This is a genomic window from Algoriphagus litoralis (assembly GCF_003259255.1).
Classification (GTDB): domain Bacteria; phylum Bacteroidota; class Bacteroidia; order Cytophagales; family Cyclobacteriaceae; genus Algoriphagus; species Algoriphagus litoralis.
Genome location: NZ_QGOL01000002.1, coordinates 476,222 through 495,765 on the forward strand (window position 1 = coordinate 476,222; position 19,544 = coordinate 495,765).

At 44.7% G+C, this 19,544-nt stretch carries 16 protein-coding genes; 5 read left to right on the forward strand and 11 right to left on the reverse strand.

The window, feature by feature from the left end; genetic code table 11:
* Positions 1 to 29 precede the first annotated feature (29 nt).
* The 10 genes from DK188_RS01945 to DK188_RS01990 form a co-directional block, all read right to left on the reverse strand.
* Positions 30 to 596 (reverse strand): K(+)-transporting ATPase subunit C, encoded by a 567-nt coding sequence (locus DK188_RS01945; protein ID WP_111669095.1) that lies wholly within the window; start codon positions 594 to 596, stop codon positions 30 to 32.
* A gap of 76 nt (positions 597 to 672) precedes the next feature.
* Complete coding sequence (gene kdpB, locus DK188_RS01950) at positions 673 to 2,685, reverse strand: potassium-transporting ATPase subunit KdpB (protein ID WP_111669096.1); 2,013 nt, start codon at positions 2,683 to 2,685, stop codon at positions 673 to 675.
* A gap of 19 nt (positions 2,686 to 2,704) precedes the next feature.
* Positions 2,705 to 4,405: a potassium-transporting ATPase subunit KdpA gene (kdpA, locus tag DK188_RS01955; RefSeq protein ID WP_111669097.1), complete on the reverse strand. Its 1,701-nt coding sequence runs from the start codon at positions 4,403 to 4,405 to the stop codon at positions 2,705 to 2,707.
* A 135-nt stretch (positions 4,406 to 4,540) separates the two neighbouring features.
* Positions 4,541 to 4,618, reverse strand: coding sequence for a K(+)-transporting ATPase subunit F (kdpF, locus tag DK188_RS01960; RefSeq protein ID WP_111669374.1), 78 nt, complete (start codon positions 4,616 to 4,618; stop codon positions 4,541 to 4,543).
* Positions 4,619 to 4,621: 3 nt separating this feature from the next.
* Positions 4,622 to 4,951, reverse strand: coding sequence for a DUF7674 family protein (locus DK188_RS01965; protein WP_111669098.1), 330 nt, complete (start codon positions 4,949 to 4,951; stop codon positions 4,622 to 4,624).
* A 271-nt stretch (positions 4,952 to 5,222) separates the two neighbouring features.
* Positions 5,223 to 6,554, reverse strand: coding sequence for a sigma-54-dependent transcriptional regulator (locus DK188_RS01970; protein WP_111669099.1), 1,332 nt, complete (start codon positions 6,552 to 6,554; stop codon positions 5,223 to 5,225).
* A 34-nt stretch (positions 6,555 to 6,588) separates the two neighbouring features.
* Positions 6,589 to 9,525 carry a DEAD/DEAH box helicase gene (locus tag DK188_RS01975; protein ID WP_111669100.1) on the reverse strand — a complete coding sequence of 979 codons (2,937 nt, stop codon included), beginning with the start codon at positions 9,523 to 9,525 and terminating at the stop codon, positions 6,589 to 6,591.
* 205 nt (positions 9,526 to 9,730) lie between these two features.
* Entirely contained in the window at positions 9,731 to 10,351 is a 621-nt protein-coding gene (locus tag DK188_RS01980) for a lipoprotein signal peptidase (protein ID WP_111669101.1), read from the reverse strand.
* 11 nt (positions 10,352 to 10,362) lie between these two features.
* Positions 10,363 to 13,734 (reverse strand): isoleucine--tRNA ligase, encoded by a 3,372-nt coding sequence (gene ileS / locus DK188_RS01985; protein WP_111669102.1) that lies wholly within the window; start codon positions 13,732 to 13,734, stop codon positions 10,363 to 10,365.
* A gap of 626 nt (positions 13,735 to 14,360) precedes the next feature.
* Positions 14,361 to 14,771 (reverse strand): hypothetical protein, encoded by a 411-nt coding sequence (locus DK188_RS01990; RefSeq protein ID WP_111669103.1) that lies wholly within the window; start codon positions 14,769 to 14,771, stop codon positions 14,361 to 14,363.
* Between the two features lie 258 nt (positions 14,772 to 15,029).
* On the opposite strand from DK188_RS01990, the gene DK188_RS01995 reads away from it, so the two are divergent.
* Together DK188_RS01995 and DK188_RS02000 are read left to right on the forward strand one after the other, a co-directional pair.
* On the forward strand, positions 15,030 to 16,151 hold the full coding sequence (locus DK188_RS01995) for a DUF4221 family protein (RefSeq protein ID WP_111669104.1): 1,122 nt from the start codon (positions 15,030 to 15,032) through the stop codon (positions 16,149 to 16,151).
* A gap of 130 nt (positions 16,152 to 16,281) precedes the next feature.
* Entirely contained in the window at positions 16,282 to 16,635 is a 354-nt protein-coding gene (locus DK188_RS02000) for a hypothetical protein (RefSeq protein WP_111669105.1), read from the forward strand.
* A 392-nt stretch (positions 16,636 to 17,027) separates the two neighbouring features.
* Here the strand turns inward: DK188_RS02000 and DK188_RS02005 are convergent, their stop codons facing one another.
* Positions 17,028 to 17,441, reverse strand: a complete 414-nt coding sequence (locus tag DK188_RS02005) for a helix-turn-helix domain-containing protein (RefSeq protein WP_111669375.1) — start codon at positions 17,439 to 17,441, stop codon at positions 17,028 to 17,030.
* 449 nt (positions 17,442 to 17,890) lie between these two features.
* Between DK188_RS02005 and DK188_RS21420 the strand changes: the two genes are divergently transcribed.
* From DK188_RS21420 to DK188_RS02020, 3 genes are all read left to right on the forward strand, one after another.
* On the forward strand, positions 17,891 to 18,148 hold the full coding sequence (locus tag DK188_RS21420; RefSeq protein WP_157963144.1) for a hypothetical protein: 258 nt from the start codon (positions 17,891 to 17,893) through the stop codon (positions 18,146 to 18,148).
* A gap of 7 nt (positions 18,149 to 18,155) precedes the next feature.
* Entirely contained in the window at positions 18,156 to 18,401 is a 246-nt protein-coding gene (locus DK188_RS02015) for a hypothetical protein (RefSeq protein WP_111669107.1), read from the forward strand.
* A 203-nt stretch (positions 18,402 to 18,604) separates the two neighbouring features.
* Positions 18,605 to 19,249, forward strand: a complete 645-nt coding sequence (locus tag DK188_RS02020; protein WP_111669108.1) for a hypothetical protein — start codon at positions 18,605 to 18,607, stop codon at positions 19,247 to 19,249.
* The last annotated feature ends 295 nt before the right edge of the window (positions 19,250 to 19,544 follow it).

The following is a 19,544-nucleotide window of genomic DNA, read 5'->3' on the forward strand; positions in this document are numbered from 1 at the left end:
ATCAAGTGCCTTAAGGTTATTTAAGTTGATTAGTTCCTGATTGATTTTTCAACCTCGAGATTTAGCTTGAGCACATTGATTCGTTCTGTGCCAAATAGACCAAGCAATGGTTTTTCGGTGTGTTTTTCCACAAGCCGATTCAGTTCATCGGCTGAAATGCCTGCTGCATTTGCGATTCGGTTTACCTGAATCTTAGCAGCCTGCACTGATATATGGGGATCCAATCCGCTTCCACTGGCAGTTACCAAATCGGATGGGATCTCGGATCGGTCCACCTCAGGGTTCTTTTCCAGGAAGTAAGTGATCCTTTCTTCAACTTCAGACAAGTGATCGGGATTGGTTGGGCCGTAATTGCTGCCTCCCGAACCTGCGGCATCGTAATCCACCGCGGAAGGTCTGGACCAGAAGTATTCGTCATTGGTAAAAGACTGACCAACATTGATGTGATGGATTTTGCCATTTTCAGAAACGGTAATTCCTTTTCCCTGACCGGGAGCTAGTTGGGCTACTGCCCAAACCGCCATTGTATAAAAGCCGCAAAAGAAGACCAAACACACGAGGGTCAATCTGATCGCTGGAATGATGTTATTTTTCATTTTTTGAATAGTAAATAGTTGAATTAAAATCTTCTACGAACACTGCCTCATTTTGAGGAAAAGCCTATTTGGCTAATCAGAAAAAAAGCGATACTGCCATATCAATCAATTTGATGCCTATGAAAGGGACTATGACACCGCCTAGACCATAGATAAACAGGTTTCTGCGAAGCAAAGCACTGGCACCAATCGGCTTGTAAGCAACACCTTTCAAGGCCAAAGGAATGAGAAGCGGAATGATGATCGCATTGAAAATCACTGCTGAAAGGATCGCACTCTCCGGACTGGAGAGATTCATGATGTTCAGTCCCTGAAGCGAGGGAATCGCCACAATAAACAAGGCTGGAATGATGGCAAAGTATTTCGCCACATCATTGGCAATACTGAAAGTCGTCAGTGTACCCCGAGTCATCAGCAGTTGCTTTCCGATCTCTACCACCTCGATCAGCTTGGTCGGATCGTTATCCAAATCCACCATATTTCCGGCTTCTTTGGCTGCTTGGGTACCGCTGTTCATGGCCACTCCCACATCTGCCTGTGCAAGTGCCGGAGCGTCATTGGTTCCGTCTCCCATCATCGCTACCAGTCGCCCTTCAGCCTGCTCCTTTTTGATGTAATTCATCTTGTCCTCAGGCTTGGCTTCGGCGATGAAGTCATCTACTCCGGCCTTTTCGGCAATGAATTTTGCTGTCAAGGGATTATCACCTGTCACCATTACAGTCTTGATTCCCATTTTTCGCAGACGTTCAAATCGCTCCTGAATTCCCGGCTTGATGATGTCCTGAAGCTCGATCACACCGATGACCTGCTCATTTTCAGCTACTACCAGTGGAGTTCCTCCATTGCTGGAGATGGATGTTACTTTCTCGGCGATTTCTTCCGGAAATATATTTCCGGCCTTCAGACACATGTCTTTGATGGCATCGGCAGCTCCTTTACGGATGCGAGTTCCGTTGTAGTCGATTCCTGAACTTCTGGTTTCTGCGGTAAACTTGATGTAGCGAGCATCTTTTACCTGGAAACTCGCTAGATCGATTCCAGCTAATTCGATGATGGATTTTCCTTCTGGCGTCTGATCCGCCATAGAACTCAGGACAACTGATTTGGTCAGCTGCTTTTCATCCACGCCATTTGCTGGATAGAAGTGGGTGGCTTTCCGGTTTCCGATAGTGATCGTGCCTGTTTTGTCCAGAAGCAAGACATCGATATCACCTGCCGTTTCTACGGCTTTACCTGATTTGGTAATCACATTGGCTCGAAGTGCTCTGTCCATTCCCGCAATACCAATTGCGGAAAGTAATCCACCAATAGTCGTAGGAATCAGGCAGACAAAAAGTGAGATAAATGCTGCAATAGTAATCGGCGTATTGGCATAATCTGCGAAAGGTTTTAGCGTGACCGTCACGATGATGAAGACCAGTGTAAAACCCGCCAAAAGAATGGTCAGGGCTATTTCATTCGGAGTCTTTTGCCTACTGGCACCTTCCACAAGCGCAATCATTTTGTCCAAGAAGCTTTCGCCCTGTTCGGTGGTCACTTCGACCATTATTTTGTCTGAAAGTACTTTTGTACCACCTGTGACGGAACTTTTATCACCTCCAGCTTCTCGGATGACCGGAGCGGATTCACCGGTAATAGCACTTTCATCAATTGTAGCCAAACCCTCGACAATCTCTCCATCAGCAGGAATGATATCTCCTGCTTCGCAAATGAAAAGATCTCCTTTCTTCAATTCCGAAGAAGAGACGGTCGCACCGCTTTTCAGTTTGGCGGGAGTTTCTTCCCGCGTTTTCCGTAAGCTGTCTGCCTGGGCTTTTCCTCTGGCTTCAGCTATCGCTTCCGCAAAATTCGCGAAAAGCAAAGTCAAGAAAAGCAAAAGGAAAACTGTGAAATTGTACCCAAAGGAGCCTTCTGAAGTACTGATTAGCGAGTAAATGGTGACAAATAACATCACCAAGGTTCCAATTTCTACGGTGAACATCACCGGGTTTCGGAACATTATTTTCGGATTGAGCTTCACAAAAGACTCCTTCAGTGCTGTTTGCACTAAGTCTTTTTGAAATAGGCTCTTGTTATTGCTAGTATTCATTATTAGTAGATTTTAGGAATTAATACAGGGAAAAGTATTCCGCCAATGGACCAAGTGTAAGTGCAGGGAAAAAAGCCAATGCCGCCACAACTCCAATCACTGCAAAGACCAGAATGCCGAAAGTGGAAGTGTCAGTTTTGAGAGTTCCGGCACTCTCGGGAATGTATTTTTTCGATGCTAAAATTCCTGCGATAGCCACCGGCCCGATAATGGGCAGGTACCTGCTCAGCAGCATGACCAATCCCGTTGCGACATTCCAAAACGGTGTGTTGTCACCCAATCCTTCAAACCCACTTCCGTTGTTGGCGGCTGCGGAGCTGAATTCGTAAAGGAATTCACTGAAGCCATGAAATCCCGGATTATTGAGCCAACTTGCATAGGCTTCGGGATTTCCCGAATAGAGGTAACTGGCCAAAGCAGTTCCTCCCAGAATCATCAGCGGGTGAAGCAAAGCGATGATCATGGCGATCTTCACTTCTCGGGCTTCTACCTTTTTTCCCAGAAATTCGGGTGTTCGTCCGACCATCAATCCCCCGATGAACACCGCCAAAATGATAAACACATAGAAGTTGATAAAGCCGACACCGACTCCTCCATAGAAGCTGTTTATCATCATTCCAAGCATTGCAAACATCCCTGTCAGTGGAGTCATGCTGTCGTGCATAGCGTTCACCGAACCGTTACTTGTGCTGGTCGTATTGATGGCCCAATAAGCTGAGGCTGCCGAGCCAAATCGAACTTCCTTGCCTTCCATGCTGCCCATTTCCTGAGAAATCCCCATTTCCGCGATAGCGGGATTTCCATTCATTTCAAAATAGATGGATGGGATCACCAAGCAGAGAAATCCTGCAGTCATTACTCCATAAATCATCAGGGCTAGCTTTTCCCGCTGCAACACATAACCCATCGCAAATACCAAGGCGATTGGAATCAAAAAAATGAAAACCGTTTCCAGAATATTGGTTAAATAGTTAGGGTTTTCCATCGGATTGGTTGAGTTGGGACCGTAGTATCCTCCGCCATTGGTACCGAGCTGCTTGATGGAAATAAATGCGGCGGCAGGTCCCCGACTGATGCTTTGTTCTGCTCCCTCCAAGGTCGTGATGGTGTCTTTTCCCTCAAAAGTCATCGGTGTGCCGTTGAACACCAATATCAAAGCACCAATAAAAGCGATAGGCAAAAGCACCCGGGTGCAGGTGCGGACGAAATAGCTGTAGAAGTTTCCGAGCTTTTCAGTTGATCTGGCTTTCATGGCATTGAAGACCACGGCACAGATGGCAATCCCTGTTGCTGCACTGATGAATTGCCAGAGCATCAGGATCAATTGCCCTGCATAGGAAAGGCCCGTTTCGCCTGAATAATGCTGCAAGTTGGTATTGGAGACGAAGCTGACCGAGGTATTGAAGGCCAAATCCCAACTCATCGATGGGTTGCCGTCTGGATTCAAGGGCAGCCAACTCATATTGGTCAGCACAAAAAGGGAAATCACAAACCAAAATGCATTGATGGTCAAAAGGGTCATCAAATGCTGTTTCCAGTTCATTTCAAAATCGGGATCAATCCCGCTAAGCTTGAAAAAAAGCCTGTCCAGCGGGTTGAAAAGTTTATCGAGCCATGTGCTTTCGTAGTTGAAAACCTTGCCGATATACCGACCGAGGGGGATTGCCAAGGCAAGCACCGTCGCATACATAAGAAATACGCCAAGTAGTTCTGAGTTCATTTTATTGATTAGTTAAATGATAAAAAAAGCCAGCCTAAAAACCTGAAAATGAAGTAGAAAACCATAAATATTAAAACTATACCGAGGATTGATTTAATGTCATTTCGAAGCTTTAGTTGATTCATTTTTTCAGGTTTAGAATTTTTCAGGTTTGAGGAGCACGTAGGCCAAGTAGCCGAAGACTCCAAGAGCGATGATGAATAATGCAGTCATAGGTTAGTTTTCAAGGATGGTTTTGATGTAAGCAGTTTTGAGTTTTTCGGGGAAAGCCTTCATGTGATTTTTCAGGCTAGAAGGCGCTTCGTCCAAAGCCAAGACACCAAGAAATTCGTTTTCGATGGCGTTTCGGTCATGTAGATTTCCACTGGAATAGAGCAGACTGATGATTTTCACGATTTGGTCTGCCTTTTCTCTTTTCCCCTGAGCAAATTGCTCGCGGCAGAATTGAGCTAAGTCTCGCAGCAGCTCATATTCTGATGATTTCGGGTTTTTGGGCAAATGTTCCGGCAACCACTCTTTGAGCGTTTTTGTGATTTTGTTCTCCATGGCTTAAATCGTTTCAAAGGCATATATTGCTTTAAAAAGGATAGCGTAAACAGCCAGTCCGGTGAGATACATGATAAGGGTCATAGCATAATTGTTTGATGCGAAGCCTTATGCCAAAAGCCGTTCCGAAGCTGTTTAAAAAGTATTAATCAGTTGAAAATCAATAGTATAGGAAAAAATTGGCCATGATTAAAATAAAAAACCCTTTCAAAATGAAAGGGTAGATCCTAGCGTTTTGAAAGGGTTGAATAAGTATCGATTGCTGGTTTTTTTATTCCAAGTTGTACTCGTTCATCTTGCGGTAAAGAGTCGTCAGCGCGATTCCGAGCAGTTCGGCAGTTTTGGTTTTGTTGCCATTCGTGTAGTTCAGCACTTTTTGGATATGCAATTTCTCCACGCTTGCCAGTTCAAATGCAGAAAGTGTTTTTCCTTTTGATCCCGCTATACCCTGCATTTCCATGGGTAGATGAGCTACAGATAATTCATTATCGCAGAGAATCAGACTTCGCTCAATCACATTTTTGAGTTCGCGGATATTCCCGTTCCACTTGTGCTGTTTGAGCGCTTCGATGTACTCCTTTGCGACAGCCGTGATCTTCTTATTGGTTCTGATTGTTTGCAAAAAATGATGTACCAAGGGTTCGATATCCGCTATTCTTTCCCGCAAGGGAGGAAGTAAAATCTGAAAGACAGAGATCCTGTAAAAAAGATCTTCCCTGAAATTTCCCAACTCGATTTCTTTTTGCAAATCTCGATTGGTGGCGGCGATGATGCGGACATTGACTTTGGTGGGTTTGGTCTCGCCAATGCGGATGAATTCGCCAGTTTCCAATACACGTAGCAGCTTAGCTTGGAGATCCAAGGCCATTTCTCCGATTTCGTCCAGGAAAATCGTTCCGTTGTTTGCCTCATCAAAGAGTCCTTTTTGGTCTTTGGTTGCGCCAGTAAACGAACCTGCTTTGTGGCCAAACATTTCACTTTCCAAAAGCTCTTTACCAAAAGCCGAGCAGTTTATCGCGACGAAGTTTTGTTTATTTCGCAGACTTGCCTGATGAATTGCCTGCGCAAAAACCTCTTTTCCTGTCCCCGTTTCTCCTGTCAGTAAAACCGTGGTATCGGTACCTGCGACCTTTCTCGCCAAGTCAATGGCCTGAAGAATTGGCTTCGATTTTCCGATGATTTTGTCAAAAGAGTATCGGCTTCCAAGCTGCTTTTCGAGTTGGATTACTCTCCGGGCAAGGTCGCCTTTTTCCAGAGCACGATAGAGCAAAGGAATGATTTTGTTGTTGTCATCCCCTTTGGTGATGTAGTCAAAAGCTCCGTTTTTTATGGCTTGTACACCGTCCGGAATATTGCCGTAGGCCGTCAACAAAATGATTTCCGGGATAGGATAGGTCTCCTTGATTTTCTTCACAAGATCTACTCCATTTCCATCAGGAAGCTTCACGTCACAAAGGATAACGTCAACTTCTGTCTGCTCCAGTTTTTTCATAGCAGATTTGCAATCAGACGCCTGCACCACTTCAAAACCCTCTAAGCTGATGATCCTAGCTAAGAGAGTTCTTAATTTTTCCTCGTCATCTATGATTAAGACTTTTCGCAAGACGGTGTTTTTCTAGTGAATTTTTTCTCTTTCCTTAATCCAACAAAGCCCGAATATCCTCATTGTCCAAGCTCTTCATAAAGCTTTCCTCATTGCTGATCAGCTCACCGGCAAGGGCAAGCTTCCGGTCCTGTAGTGCCATGATTTTTTCCTCGACAGAGCCTCGGGTGATGAATTTGTAGATGATGACTTTGTTTTCTTGGCCGATTCGGTGGGCACGGTCAATTGCCTGAGCTTCCACAGCTGGATTCCACCATGGATCGAGAAGGAACACATATTCTGCTTTGGTCAGGTTGAGACCGACGCCACCTGCCTTGAGTGAGATCAGAAAGACCTTGATTTCCGGATTTTCCTGAAACTTCTCCACCTGAGCCTGACGGTCTTTGGTAGCGCCATCCAAATAAGCATAAGGTATGCCCTGCTCATCCAGATAAGCTCTCACGATGCTGAGATGCCGGACAAACTGACTAAAGACAAGTACCTTGTGATTCTCCGAAATCGTCTCCTGCAGCATGTAAGTAATGTCCTCCAACTTGCCGGATTCGCCTGTGTAATCTTCCCGTACCAATTTTGGGTGGTTGGCGATCTGTCTCAGCTGCGTAAGGCCGCGAAGCAAGGTAAATTGCTGGGCTCCTCTTCCAGCACCAGCGAGTTCACCGATGATTTTTTCCCGATAATAGCTTTTTACCTCTTCGTAGACTTTCTCCTGAGCCGCAGTCATGTCTGAATACTTCACGTTTGTGAGCTTTTCTGGAAGATCTTTGGCTACCTGTGACTTCAATCTACGGAGGATAAATGGCTTAATCATTGCATTCAGCCTCACTGCTTTGTCCTTATCGTTTTGTTTTTCGATCGGAAGTAAATATTGCTTTTTGAATAGCGCCTGATTGCCGAGAAGTCCCGGATTCACGAAATTCATCTGGGACCAAAGGTCCATCGTGCCGTTTTCGACTGGGGTCCCTGTTAAGATGAGTCTACGTTTGCTTTTCAGCTTATTTACCGCAACAGCGATATTGGAGGTCGGGTTTTTAATCGCTTGAGATTCATCCAGAATCACGTAGTTGAAGTAGAAGTCCTTCAGGATGTCGATATCCAATCGCACTATGCCATAGGAAGTCAAAACAATATCATAGCCCCGGAATTTCCAAGGGTCTTTGAGTCGTGAAGTTCCGGAATAGACGAGAATTTTCAGCTCGGGAGTGAACTTTCTAGCCTCCAGTTCCCAGTTGTAGATCAGTGAAGTGGGCATCACAAGTAGCGAAGCAAAACCGGGATTTTCTTCCCGCTCATGCGCCAAAAGCGCCAAGGTCTGCACCGTTTTTCCCAGACCCATATCATCCGCAAGACATCCTCCAAACTGGTAATCGTTCAGGAAGCGTAGCCAATTGTAGCCCGCATGCTGGTAAGGACGAAGTGTGCCGTCGAAACTCTCCGGCAGATCGTAGTCGTCAATCGCATCAAAATTCCGCAAACGCTCCAGCTTCAGGCTGAGATTGAGTCGGATCAGTTCACCGTTTTGCAACTCCCGCGCAAAGGCCAAGTGATGCTTGCGCAAGACCAGCTCCTCGGAAGAGCGCTCTTCGATAAAGTTGAACAGCTCGGAATAGTTGACAAACCAGGAAGCTGGAATCACCGCGACTTCTCCGTTTGGAAGCTCAAATTCGGTTTTGCCCTGAATGATTAGCTTTCGGATTTTGGCAAAAGGAACCAGATATATTCCGAATTTGATCAAGGCTTTGACATCAAACCAATCGATGTTTTCATTGACCTCGATCGTGATCTGAGCTCTTCCGATGTGGTACGTTTTTCCGCTTAGGCTACCTCTTTGGACGATTTTGATTTTGTTTTCTTCCAGATAGTCCTCATTTGTACCCAGCCATTCGAAGGCTTTTGTCTTGGGCAAAGCAAACTTCCCGTGGACGAATACCATTTCCTTTTTCTTCAGGATGGTCTCAAATTTCTTCTCCACCTGTGGTGTCCGTACGGTTTTCCAAAACGTAAATTCCCCGTCCTTTTCTTCAAACCGACAGGAGTTGCCATTATTTTCTCCGTCTTTGGACAAGATTCCAAAGTCATAGTCCCCGTATTTGAAGCGAAGTTCAAATACGATGCTCTCCTCATTCAAATGCTCCAATTCCTCGCCAAAAAGGTTTTCCTTGGAGCCTCCTGGCAATTCGCTGAAAGCCAACAAAGCCTGAGGCGTTCCCTGCTCAGTATTGATCTGGAAACCTGTTCCGATCACTTCAAACTGCGTGATCAAGTTGGTGACAAACTTCCGATAATACTCCAGCTCAAACCGCCGCTCGATCATGATCCGGCTCTTGGTCAGGAAGGGCTGAAGCTTTTTGCCGTCAATTCCTTTTTCAAAGTGGAAGAGCTGCTGGTCCACAATCAGCCAAGCTGGATCTTTGCAGATCAGATACCCTCCTTTGTGTTGCCACTCGAGGCGTTTACCGCGGAATTTGACAATTGGATAGTATTGGGTGTTGAATTCCCCTTTGTCAAAGTGAAAAATCACTGTGGCGCGTTCTGCATTTACCGTGATTTCCTTCCAAGTCGGGTTATTGTCCGAACCCATTTCAAACAGGCGCTTTCCGATCAAAAGGGGAAGGATTTTGGAGCGTTTGATCTCCAGATTTTTTGCCAAAAGCTCCTGAATGCTGGGGTCGGCCGTTTTTGGATCGTAGATTTTTGCCAAAAAGTCCTTTGGCTTGATGTTCCCCTTTTTCATGTAGGGCTTGATCACCACCTCAGGTTGCATGGAGTCCATTAATTTGATCAGTTCATAATCAGCCTTGTCCAAGCCAGAATCAAATTCACTAGCATTGGCTGAACTGATATTTTGATTGGCTAATGAAAGCCTTCCTTTATCATCCAATTGGACTACAAAAGACTCAAAAAGAAATCCTAAAAATTCATGACTGAATATAGAATATACTATTTGGAAGGGCTGATCTGAATTAACTATCATGTTTAGATATATATCTTATATAGCAAAAGAATAGAAGTTCTATTACTAGATAAGATATGTTGAAGGTTAGCTGGTGGACATGCAAAATGGAAATTACTGAAAAAGGGGTTTCATTTTGAAAAAAGGCAAAAAAATTTGAAGGATAACCAAAAAAAAGCTCGAAAATTTAAATTTTCGAGCTTTGAATTCGATTTTTTATGAAAAATCAGGAAAGAGATTCCGGTTCTTCTGATGGAGACTCTTCTTTTTTATCTGGGAAGAATCGGTTTTGGTAAATCAAAATAATTGCAACTCCAATAAAAATAGAAGCATCTGCAATGTTGAATATTGGCCAAAGCGCTGTGTAACTTCCGCCCCACAGTGGGATCCATTCTGGTATGTATCCCTCCCATATATCAAAGTAAAACATATCTACTACCTGTCCATGAAACCAAGGCGTTGGAGCATTATATGGTGCATTGTTTAACCAAACTCCATAAAATACAGAATCCACCAAATTGCCAATAGCACCTCCCAATATCATAGCGATACAAACTATGTATACCGGATGATTTTTCTTTTCTATGATGTAATAGAGGTAATATCCGATAGCCACCATTGCCACCAATCGGAAGGATGTCAGAATCATCTTGCCATACTCCGACCCTAATTCCATCCCAAAAGCCATCCCTGGATTGGTAGTGTAATGCAACTTAAACCAGTCTCCGAAAACAGGGATCTGTCCCGGAGTACCAAAATCCATCTGAAAATGAACCAGCATCTTCACGATTTGGTCAATGGCGATCACCAGTAATGCGATCCCAAAGTATTTTACGTATTTGTTCATGTAATACAGGCTTAGGCCTTTTCTACTTTTACAGCTAACTCAAAATCATCCATGTCCAGCAATGTACCGTCAGCTATAGGGCCAAGTCCCAAAGTTACCGCCTGTGTTTCGGACCGGATGTACTCACCAAATGCCGCTACTGCTGCCTTTGCCAAGTCATGCTCTTCGGACACCATGATCTTGATTTTATCCTGAACTTCCAATCCCATATCCTTACGGAGATTTTGGATGCGATTAACCAAATCTCGGGCGACACCTTCTTGCTTCAGTTCGTCTGTAAGGGTCACATCCAGTGCCACCGTCACGCCTTGATCCGAAGCGACAGACCAGCCCGGGATATCTTGGGAAGTGATCAATACTTCTTCCAAAGTAAGCTCAATTTGTTCTCCTTCGACTGAAACGTTGATTTTTCCTTCCCGCTCAATCTGTGCAATCTCTTCCTGTCCCCAAGAATTGATGGCTGCCACGACAAAGCGCATCTTTGGCCCTAGTTTCTTACCCAAAAGTGGCAAGTTAGGTTTTACATTTTTCACCAAAATGCCCGAAGCATCATCCAAATATTCGATCGCCTTGATATTGACTTCTGATTTGATCAATTCCTGCACATGCTCGATTTGAGCTTGAGTTTTCTTGGACAATACCGGAATCAGGATTCGCTGAAGTGGCTGGCGAACTTTCATTTTCTCCTTTTTGCGCAGCGAGTGCACCAGTGAGGAAATCGTCTGCGCCAGATCCATGCTTTCTTCCAGATCGACATTGATCAGGGTTTGATCCACCGAAACCCAATCGGTCAAGTGAACCGATTCCAAACCATTTTCGCTCGTCTCGTGGAGGTTTTTGTACATCCAGTCCGCGTAGAACGGAGCAAAAGAGGACATCAGCTGGGCTAAGCTGAGCAAGTTTTCATACAAAGTCTCATAGGCAGCCTGCTTGTCGACATTCATTTCCCCTCTCCAGAATCGCTTTCTCGCCAGTCTCACGTACCAGTTGGATAGCTGATCTACGGTGAAGTTCATGATCGCGCGAGTCGCCTTGGTGGAGTCATAGTTGTCCATTGCGTCTTCCACCTCTTTGATGAGGGATTGCAGCTTGGAGATGATCCACTGATCGAGTTCTGCACGCTCAGTGACCGGCACAGTCTTGGATTTGTCGTATACAAAAGCATCCAAGTTGGCATAGAGCGCAAAGAAATTGTACGTATTCTGTAGCGTGCCAAAGAATCGACGCTGCACCTCCGCAACACCGTCCAGGTTAAACTTTAGGTTATCCCAAGGATTGGCATTGCTGATCAGGTACCAGCGCAACGCATCCGGTCCGTACTCCTTTAGTGTTTTGAATGGATCCACGGCATTGCCCAATCGCTTGGACATCTTGTTGCCGTTTTTGTCCAGCACAAGGCCGTTGGCAATCACATTTTTGAACGCTACACTATCAAACAGCATCACCGCAATCGCATGAAGGGTAAAGAACCAACCCCGAGTCTGATCCACGCCTTCGGCGATGTAATCTGCAGGATAGTTGGCGTTGAAGATATCCTCATTTTCGAATGGATAGTGCCATTGTGCATACGGCATCGCTCCCGAGTCAAACCACACGTCGATCAGGTCCGGTTCGCGGAACATCTTTTCGCCCTTGTCAGACATCAGGATCACATCATCCACAAAAGGTCTGTGGAGGTCAAGTTCCTTGCCTTCATAAGGCGATTTGGCCATAAAGCCAGCTGCCACCGACTTTTCGATTTCAGCATTCAGTTCAGCGATCGAGCCGATGCATTTCTCTTCCGTCCCGTCACTTGTTCTCCAGATAGGAAGCGGCGTGCCCCAGAACCTGGATCGGCTGAGGTTCCAGTCCACTAGGTTTTCCAGCCAGTTTCCAAAACGACCCGTTCCGGTCGCTTCCGGCTTCCAATTGATGGTCTTGTTGAGCTCGACCATCCGCTCCTTGTAGGCTGTGGTTTTGATAAACCAGCTTTCCAGCGGATAGTAGAGGATTGGCATATCCGTTCTCCAGCAGTGCGGATACGTGTGTTCGTATTTTTCGACCTTGAAGGCCTTGTTTTCATTTTTTAGAATGATCGAGATGATCACGTCCGTGTTTTTGTAGTCAGCGGCACTTTCATCATCCTTCGGGTAATTTTTCACAAAGAAATCGTCCGCACCATAGACCTTATGGGCAGTGATTCCGTGTTCCTTCATTTTCGCAGCGAGGTATTTTCCCACCACAGGCAGGAATTTACCCTGTCTGTCCACGACTGGAATCTCGTTTCCAAGTTCGTCCTTCACGAATACACCCGGCACATTATTCTGCACCAAAGTCCGGAAGTCATCCGCACCAAAAGCCTTGGCCAAGTGCACGATTCCTGTACCGTCTTCGGTGGTCACATAATCACCCGCTACCACAGTAAAGGCAGGACTTGGCAAGGCCAATTCCGCGATTGGAAACAATTGCTCATACTCCCAACCCAGCATCGCTTTGCCTTTGAACTCCTCGATTACCTCGTAGGGGATCAGTTTGTCTCCCGGCTTGTAGTCTTCCAGCTTAAGTTCAGCAGCTTTTGGATTGAGGTAAGAAGCCATTCTGGCTTTCGCCAAGATCACCGTTGCTGGGGCATAGGTATAGGGATTGAAAGTTTTCACTTTCACATAGTCCAGGTTTTCTCCGATTGCCAAAGCCGAGTTGGAAGGAAGCGTCCAAGGCGTAGTCGTCCAGGCCAGGATAAAGGTATTTTCCTCTCCTTTCAGTTTAAACTGCGCTGTGATCGAGGTGTCTTTCACGTCTTTGTAGGTGCCCGGCTGGTTCAGTTCATGCGAACTCAGACCCGTTCCTGCAGCAGGGGAGAAAGGCTGAATCGTGTATCCTTTGTACAGCAAGCCTTTATCATACAGCTTGCGCAGTAGCGCCCAAAGACTCTCGATGTAATTCGAATCAAACGTGATGTATGGATCGTCCAAATCGACCCAATAGCCGATCTTCTCCGTCAGCTCATCCCATTCGTCTTTGAATCGCATGACCGTCTCCCGGCACTTTTTATTGTACTCCTCGACGGAGATTTTCTTGCCGATGTCTTCCTTGGTGATGCCGAGTTCCTTCTCCACTTGGAGCTCCACTGGCAGGCCATGAGTATCCCAGCCACCCTTCCGCTTCACCTGAAAACCTCGCAGCGTCTTGTATCGGCAGAAAATATCCTTTAGTGCACGCGCCATCACGTGGTGAATCCCCGGCGTACCATTTGCCGAAGGCGGCCCCTCAAAAAATGTGAAAGTCTCCGCTCCCTCTCGGTTGGCGATCGACTTTTCAAAGATCTGATTCTCTTTCCAATACTGAAGGACATCCTCCCCGATCTGCGGGTAGTTGACCTGCTTAAATTCCTGGTACGTTTTCAATTTTTGTGGTCTGATAAACTTGAAGAAAAGGAGCTTTTGGGCGTGCCCCGCCTTGAAAAAAGGCGGGTCGGGCTATCCGCTGTATCCCGATACCTTGATTACCATCAAGGTATCGGGATGCCGCTTCTATCCCTCACGCGGGGCATCCCGCTCAAAACAAGGCACAAAGATAGAAGAATTGGGCTTTTGGGGGAAAGAAAATGCGAATACCCGGGGAAATCGCCTTTAAATTTGTTTCACCCCTTCGGGGTTAAAAAAAGCATATGTCCGACCTATTCTAAAATAATTTCAGCCCTTCAGGCTTTTAAATCCCGAAGGGATGACAAGATTATAGTGTAATACAAATTTATTTTTTAATAAAGGCTGTCTCAAAAGCTCTGTTTGTGTCAGCCTGAGTACCTGAGAGACGAGAGTCTCGAAGTCGAAGGCCATTTGCAGCAAATAAAGCTGCATTTCGACTTCGCTCAATGTGACAAGCAGCAGATATGAGACAGCCTCGGGACTATTTTTCTATTTAGAAAGTTAACCGCAATTTCCCTTTACGAATACCTCTTGGATTTACGCTTTTGCTGATAAATTCTAATTCACCGGACTCTCACCGCTGAATTTTGGCAAGCTTCTGCCGATCATTTTTCGAAAGTTAAAATGTCTTCTGAGTTGGTTTGGTCTTTTCTGAAAATTATCCTGTTCGAAATAATCGCCTCTTGGAACCAGTTCGCACTGAGCTGCTCAAAGGTAGGATTGGAGGCAAATGACAGTTCAAATTCAACTCTGCCTGAATTGATCCCTGTGCTCCAATTCCCCTGAGCCAGAAGTTGGGTACCTCTAAAAGCTTCCACTTGACCAGATTCGAGGAACACAAAACTGACTCCTTCAAAATCGCTGCTTTGGTCAGTTCCGTCAACGATGAAAAAACTGATTTCCCAGATTGATGAAGTTAGGTTTTGAATGAGGTTGGTATCCGATCGAGTCGGTTCTTCTGCCGTACAGGAGAACAAAAATAAAGCGATCCAAAAATGATAAAGTCTTCTAGTCATTTGCTCTTTTTCTCTAAAAACGAAGGCAAATTGGTAGAGTTTAGACGAAAATTAATAATTAAGGGAAATTTTTAATTTATCGGACCTACTTTATCGGCAACCTATAGTATACTGCAACTTCATTAGCTGGATTTTAAACTAATCTTGCTGATATAAGCGAAAAGAGCAACAATTAGGCAGTGACCCTTTTGGTCTAAATAGATAGAGTCTCTTTTTCAAGGAAATACAATCTTGATAGGTTTAAATTTTATATCAAATATGAAAAAACTAGTTGCCATACTTTTTGTCCTCATTCTGATCGGTTGTACTTCAGAAAAGGAAACCAAAGCTGAGCTTGAATTTGTATTGACTGACACCTATCGGACGTTTCCTTTTCCAGATGATTTTGGTCGTTCGGATCTTTATTTTCAATCGCTATCTGACCAATACTTTTTCCTTTTCGATTACGGAAGCTTGCAACTCCTGACTTACTCAATTCCCAACGGGAAGCTTTTGAATTCGGTCAAATTTGAAAGAGAGGGGCCAGAGGGGGTTGGAAGTAATGTAGCAGGCATTTTTGTCCAAAGCCCTGACGAGATTTATTTGACCACGGCGGTCAATACCCTGTATAAGTTTGATGGGGAAGGTAATCTGGTTCAAAAATCTGAAATCAATCTGGATGATCTGGAGGAAAAGGGCATCAGTCTTTTCTCGAATATCTTCATCCCAGGCAAGGATGGGTTTTACTTTGCTGCATTACCCATGCAGTTTGACTGGACTAGCCTTACTCCTGAGCAACTCACTCAAACCCCAAACCTGATGCGTTACGATACGCTGAGCAGGACGTTTACGCCCATTAGTTATTTCCCACAGGAATTTGTGGGTGACAACCTCAACAAATCCATCTTTCCATTGCTGACTTTGGGGCCTGATGGGATGCCGATCGTCAACATGAACTTCCGAGATATCTACAGAATCGACGGTGGAAAAGTGATCGCCTCTTTTGCAGGGCACAGTGGATTCCCGAATGATCCACCGACTTCCAATTCCCCCAAGTTGTTTGAGGATATGGACGAACTCATGAAAATGATTAATCATGTGGACATCTACTCGGATTTATTCTACCTCGAAAGTCAGGACCTGATGGTTCGGGCGGCCAAGTTTGAGGATATTCCCGAGAATGTTTTGGACACGGAAGCATTTATGCCTTCGAGATGGGGATTGGTATTTTTGGATTCCGATTATAATAAAGTTGGGGAACTTGAATTGGAAGCTGACAGATTTTACGGCAAGTACATTTTCGGTGACAAGGATGGTATTTGGGTATCTACAGATCATCAGGACCATCCGGATTTTTCTGAGGATTTTCTCAGGTTTCAGTTGATTGAGGTGAGGAAGTAAACCTTCCATGTTGAATTGCTTTTTGAATTTATCTGTTCAGTATATTCGAAAGCCTTATTTTTCTTGGATGGAAATTAATTTTTAAGAGAAAGCAGTTGCAAAACCAAAAGAGAAAGGGAACATTTGGCTCATGAAATCAGGCATCAAGTGGCTCAATCGCGCCGCCCTACTGGCAAGCTTTCTTGGTATATTGGCTTTCGTGGCTGATTTTGGGTTTTACCAAAGTAAGTTTTACCAAGAGGTTTTTGACGGGTTTTACTTTATTGTTTTGGGCTTTGGAGTCATATCCACTTTTGCCAGGTATGTCAGCAAGGGGATCATTCCCAAGCGGAAGGTTTTTATTTTTGACCTCCTGTCGATTGGATTTACATTTTGGATTTTCTACCTCTATCTCTTTGTGGGCGTACCGTTTGAGACGGATTTAATTTTGGAAAACCCCCACCTCGGCGTAGTCTATTGCCTTTCTATTTTGAGGTTCGCTTGACGCTACCCGTAGATTGCATCTACGCTTTTCTATTTTTCGGAATTTGCAATTCCATTTCCCACAAGTTCAACCCTTTTAGGGTTGTCGTCCTCCTTATCGTTTACATTTTTCCCTAGGTTTCACCTAGGGCTATTGAGAAGTTCGACGGCTTCACCGTCGTTATTTCGGATTATCCAAATCGCCAAAATATCTAAATCTCAAATCCTGTCATTTTAATTTTTTCAATTTCAGACCCCTGATAAGGGGTCAAACTTCTCAATAGCCGCGGGTGAAACCCGTGGAAAATTGAATGACGAAACGATCCCCACGACCCCGAAGGGTGTCGAACTATCCGAAAAACAAAAAGCCCTTCTGAATAACAGAAAGGCTTCTAGATTGTAGGATTAAGATCCTTATTTATTCAACAACTTTTCCAACCTCCCCATCATTTCATCCTTTTCCTTCAACATCCGCTCGTAAAGGGCGATTTTTTCATCATACAACTGGACGATTTTATCTAGTGGATTAAACGAGCATTGATAATTCATTGCTGACGCAATTGCATTATCCTTGAAGTCTTGAAATGTATTCGAAATAATATTTATCGCCTGCTCTTCATCAAAATTCTGAAAAGCTTCCACGGGAATGCGTAGAATCTCACCAACCTGACGAAGCAGTTCTTCTTCAACTTCTTCCTTTTGCTCGAGAAGGCTAATCTTCTTTTGAGACCAATCGGCTCCCAGTTCGTGAGCCAAGGCCTCCTGCTTGATACCCATCATTTCGCGGAATCGCTTGATATTTCTGCCGTGGTGAATTTTCTCGTTCATAGTCTGTAAGTACAGTGGAAAAATAAGTATTTCTTCCGAAAGGGAATAAACTAAATTATCCCATTGGAGAGTATCATCCAAGCTTTGGGAAACTATGACTGACATTTTTTGTCGGAATAGATTTAATCTGGAAAGAAAGATCCGAAGGATCGGCATTTTCCATGACCCCTGGTGACTGCAAGGAGCCGGGGGAAAGAGGAGCGAAGCTATCCCGAGCCCCGGATGGGGTGATTTGATCAATTGAATGATTATCACCCTTTCAGGGCTCGTGTTTGGTTAGTGCATGCTTGCCACGGGCTCCCGCCCGCGGTTATGAAAAGTTTGACTCCTTCGGAGTCTTCTCTCACGCTAGGATATTTTATTCCAATATTCCCTCTAATTCATCCTTTTCAGGAATAGTCTATCCCTTTGATATCGTGGAAATTGCCTTGGACCAATTCGAAAAAGCTATGAAACCTATTGTTATTCAACTAGGCAATCTTTGCGACTCTCCTGTCAATATCAGCAGAGATATCCATCTCCACCTGCCTGAATCCGATTCCCAATTGATGGAATTTTTGCTCCAATCTCTGGAAATCAACAGAAAACTGATTTCCGGATTTTGCTCTCAATGGCAAAATGAAGAGGATTTATATGCTGAAATTCAAAACCTAATCGAGCAACAGAAAATACTGGAGCTCCAAGTTGCCCAAAATCTTAATTCATAAATCCACCATGAATCTAACCTTAGAAATTGACTATGCGAAGGATGAACTTTTTGATGCTGTTTCAGTCTCCAATCAGAATATTTACCTCTGGGAACTCCTTCAAGGCTGGATGATTTTCCTCGCTGAGCGGGAAAAATCTTCGGCAGAAGTGAGTGAACGGTTATTCTTTTTCGAATTACTAACACAGCATTTGAGGTTATCCCAGAAGGATTTTGAAAGGATTCCCTCCGACCAGAAATCCAGGCTACAATAACCAAACTGACAGGATTGCTATTAAAAATTCACCCTAAATTCCGGGTTAATCCGGGGTTAACTGCTCCTTTTTTGCACCAAGCGTGAAATAACCCCTGCTGCAAAATCCGGCAAAAAGCGCATATTCCGCACATTTGGTTGCAGAGATTCCAGCCTTTCCTATCCTTTGTTCCTACTATTTGTATAACCTAAACCCATACAACAATGGCAAAACTAGCAGGACCAGGGGGAATCAATCCCAATGGAAAAGCTGGTGGATTTGTATTCTACCAGCTTAATGGACAGACTATTATGAGACGTCTTCCCGATTCTCATCGGAATAGGACCCATCCCACGCCTCTTCAGCTCCTTTTCAGAAGGCGATTCAAGGAAATCAATGAATTTCTCGCGCCTTTTAAGCGGGTATTGAACTTTGGGTTTCAAAATCAATGTACCCAAAGCAGAAAAGGGACACATTGTGCCTATCAAGAGTTGGTTCAAAAAGGATATACCTTTGGACAGGAGCCTCCCATTGATCCCGCGTATTTGAAAATATCCTCAGGAACCTTACTCGGTCCCGAGGAGGTGGGGATCAGTCGGGACGACCTGACTATACAGCTTACTTGGAGAGATCAGGCGAATCAGGGCAGTTCCTTTAAAAGAGCAATGGTGATGGTTTTCCTCCTTCATCCCGAGACGGGGAATCATTATTGGTTTACCCAAGCAGGATACTCTACTGATCTTAGCCTGAGTGTTCGGATAAAAGGTATTGACCGGGACCGTAGTTGGTGCGCTTACCTGTGCTTTTACCGGAAGACCAGAGGAAACCGCTTCGTCTTTTCAGATTCTGTCTTTGCAGGAAGGGTATAAGAATTCCATTGACTGGTAGCTCTTGAGCTTATGATTTAGTCCGGAATCTTACATTCAGCCCGAGGACTTCTCCTCGGGTGGTTTTTTTTAAACAATCAAACCTACTGTTTTTTACCCCCCACCTCAACGTATTCTATTGCCTTTCAGTCTTGCGGTCCCATGGACGCTACCCGTAGATTGCATCTACACACTTCTATTTTTTGGAATTTCCAATTCATTTCCCATAAACTATCTAACCAATTGGGCTAAAGCCCGGGTAGCTCTCGGCTATTTTTTATCCCCCGTCCCGAATTAT

Bases quoted from the DNA above. Each gene is read 5' to 3' on its own strand.
- DK188_RS01945 (WP_111669095.1), bottom strand. From the start codon at position 596: ATGAAAAATAACATCATTCCAGCGATCAGATTGACCCTCGTGTGTTTG.
- kdpB (WP_111669096.1), bottom strand. From the start codon at position 2,685: ATGAATACTAGCAATAACAAGAGCCTATTTCAAAAAGACTTAGTGCAA.
- kdpA (WP_111669097.1), bottom strand. From the start codon at position 4,405: ATGAACTCAGAACTACTTGGCGTATTTCTTATGTATGCGACGGTGCTT.
- kdpF (WP_111669374.1), bottom strand. From the start codon at position 4,618: ATGACTGCATTATTCATCATCGCTCTTGGAGTCTTCGGCTACTTGGCC.
- DK188_RS01965 (WP_111669098.1), bottom strand. From the start codon at position 4,951: ATGGAGAACAAAATCACAAAAACGCTCAAAGAGTGGTTGCCGGAACAT.
- DK188_RS01975 (WP_111669100.1), bottom strand. From the start codon at position 9,525: ATGATAGTTAATTCAGATCAGCCCTTCCAAATAGTATATTCTATATTC.
- DK188_RS01980 (WP_111669101.1), bottom strand. From the start codon at position 10,351: ATGAACAAATACGTAAAATACTTTGGGATCGCATTACTGGTGATCGCC.
- DK188_RS01990 (WP_111669103.1), bottom strand. From the start codon at position 14,771: ATGACTAGAAGACTTTATCATTTTTGGATCGCTTTATTTTTGTTCTCC.
- DK188_RS01995 (WP_111669104.1), top strand. From the start codon at position 15,030: ATGAAAAAACTAGTTGCCATACTTTTTGTCCTCATTCTGATCGGTTGT.
- DK188_RS02000 (WP_111669105.1), top strand. From the start codon at position 16,282: ATGAAATCAGGCATCAAGTGGCTCAATCGCGCCGCCCTACTGGCAAGC.
- DK188_RS02005 (WP_111669375.1), bottom strand. From the start codon at position 17,441: ATGAACGAGAAAATTCACCACGGCAGAAATATCAAGCGATTCCGCGAA.
- DK188_RS21420 (WP_157963144.1), top strand. From the start codon at position 17,891: ATGAAACCTATTGTTATTCAACTAGGCAATCTTTGCGACTCTCCTGTC.
- DK188_RS02015 (WP_111669107.1), top strand. From the start codon at position 18,156: ATGAATCTAACCTTAGAAATTGACTATGCGAAGGATGAACTTTTTGAT.
- DK188_RS02020 (WP_111669108.1), top strand. From the start codon at position 18,605: ATGGCAAAACTAGCAGGACCAGGGGGAATCAATCCCAATGGAAAAGCT.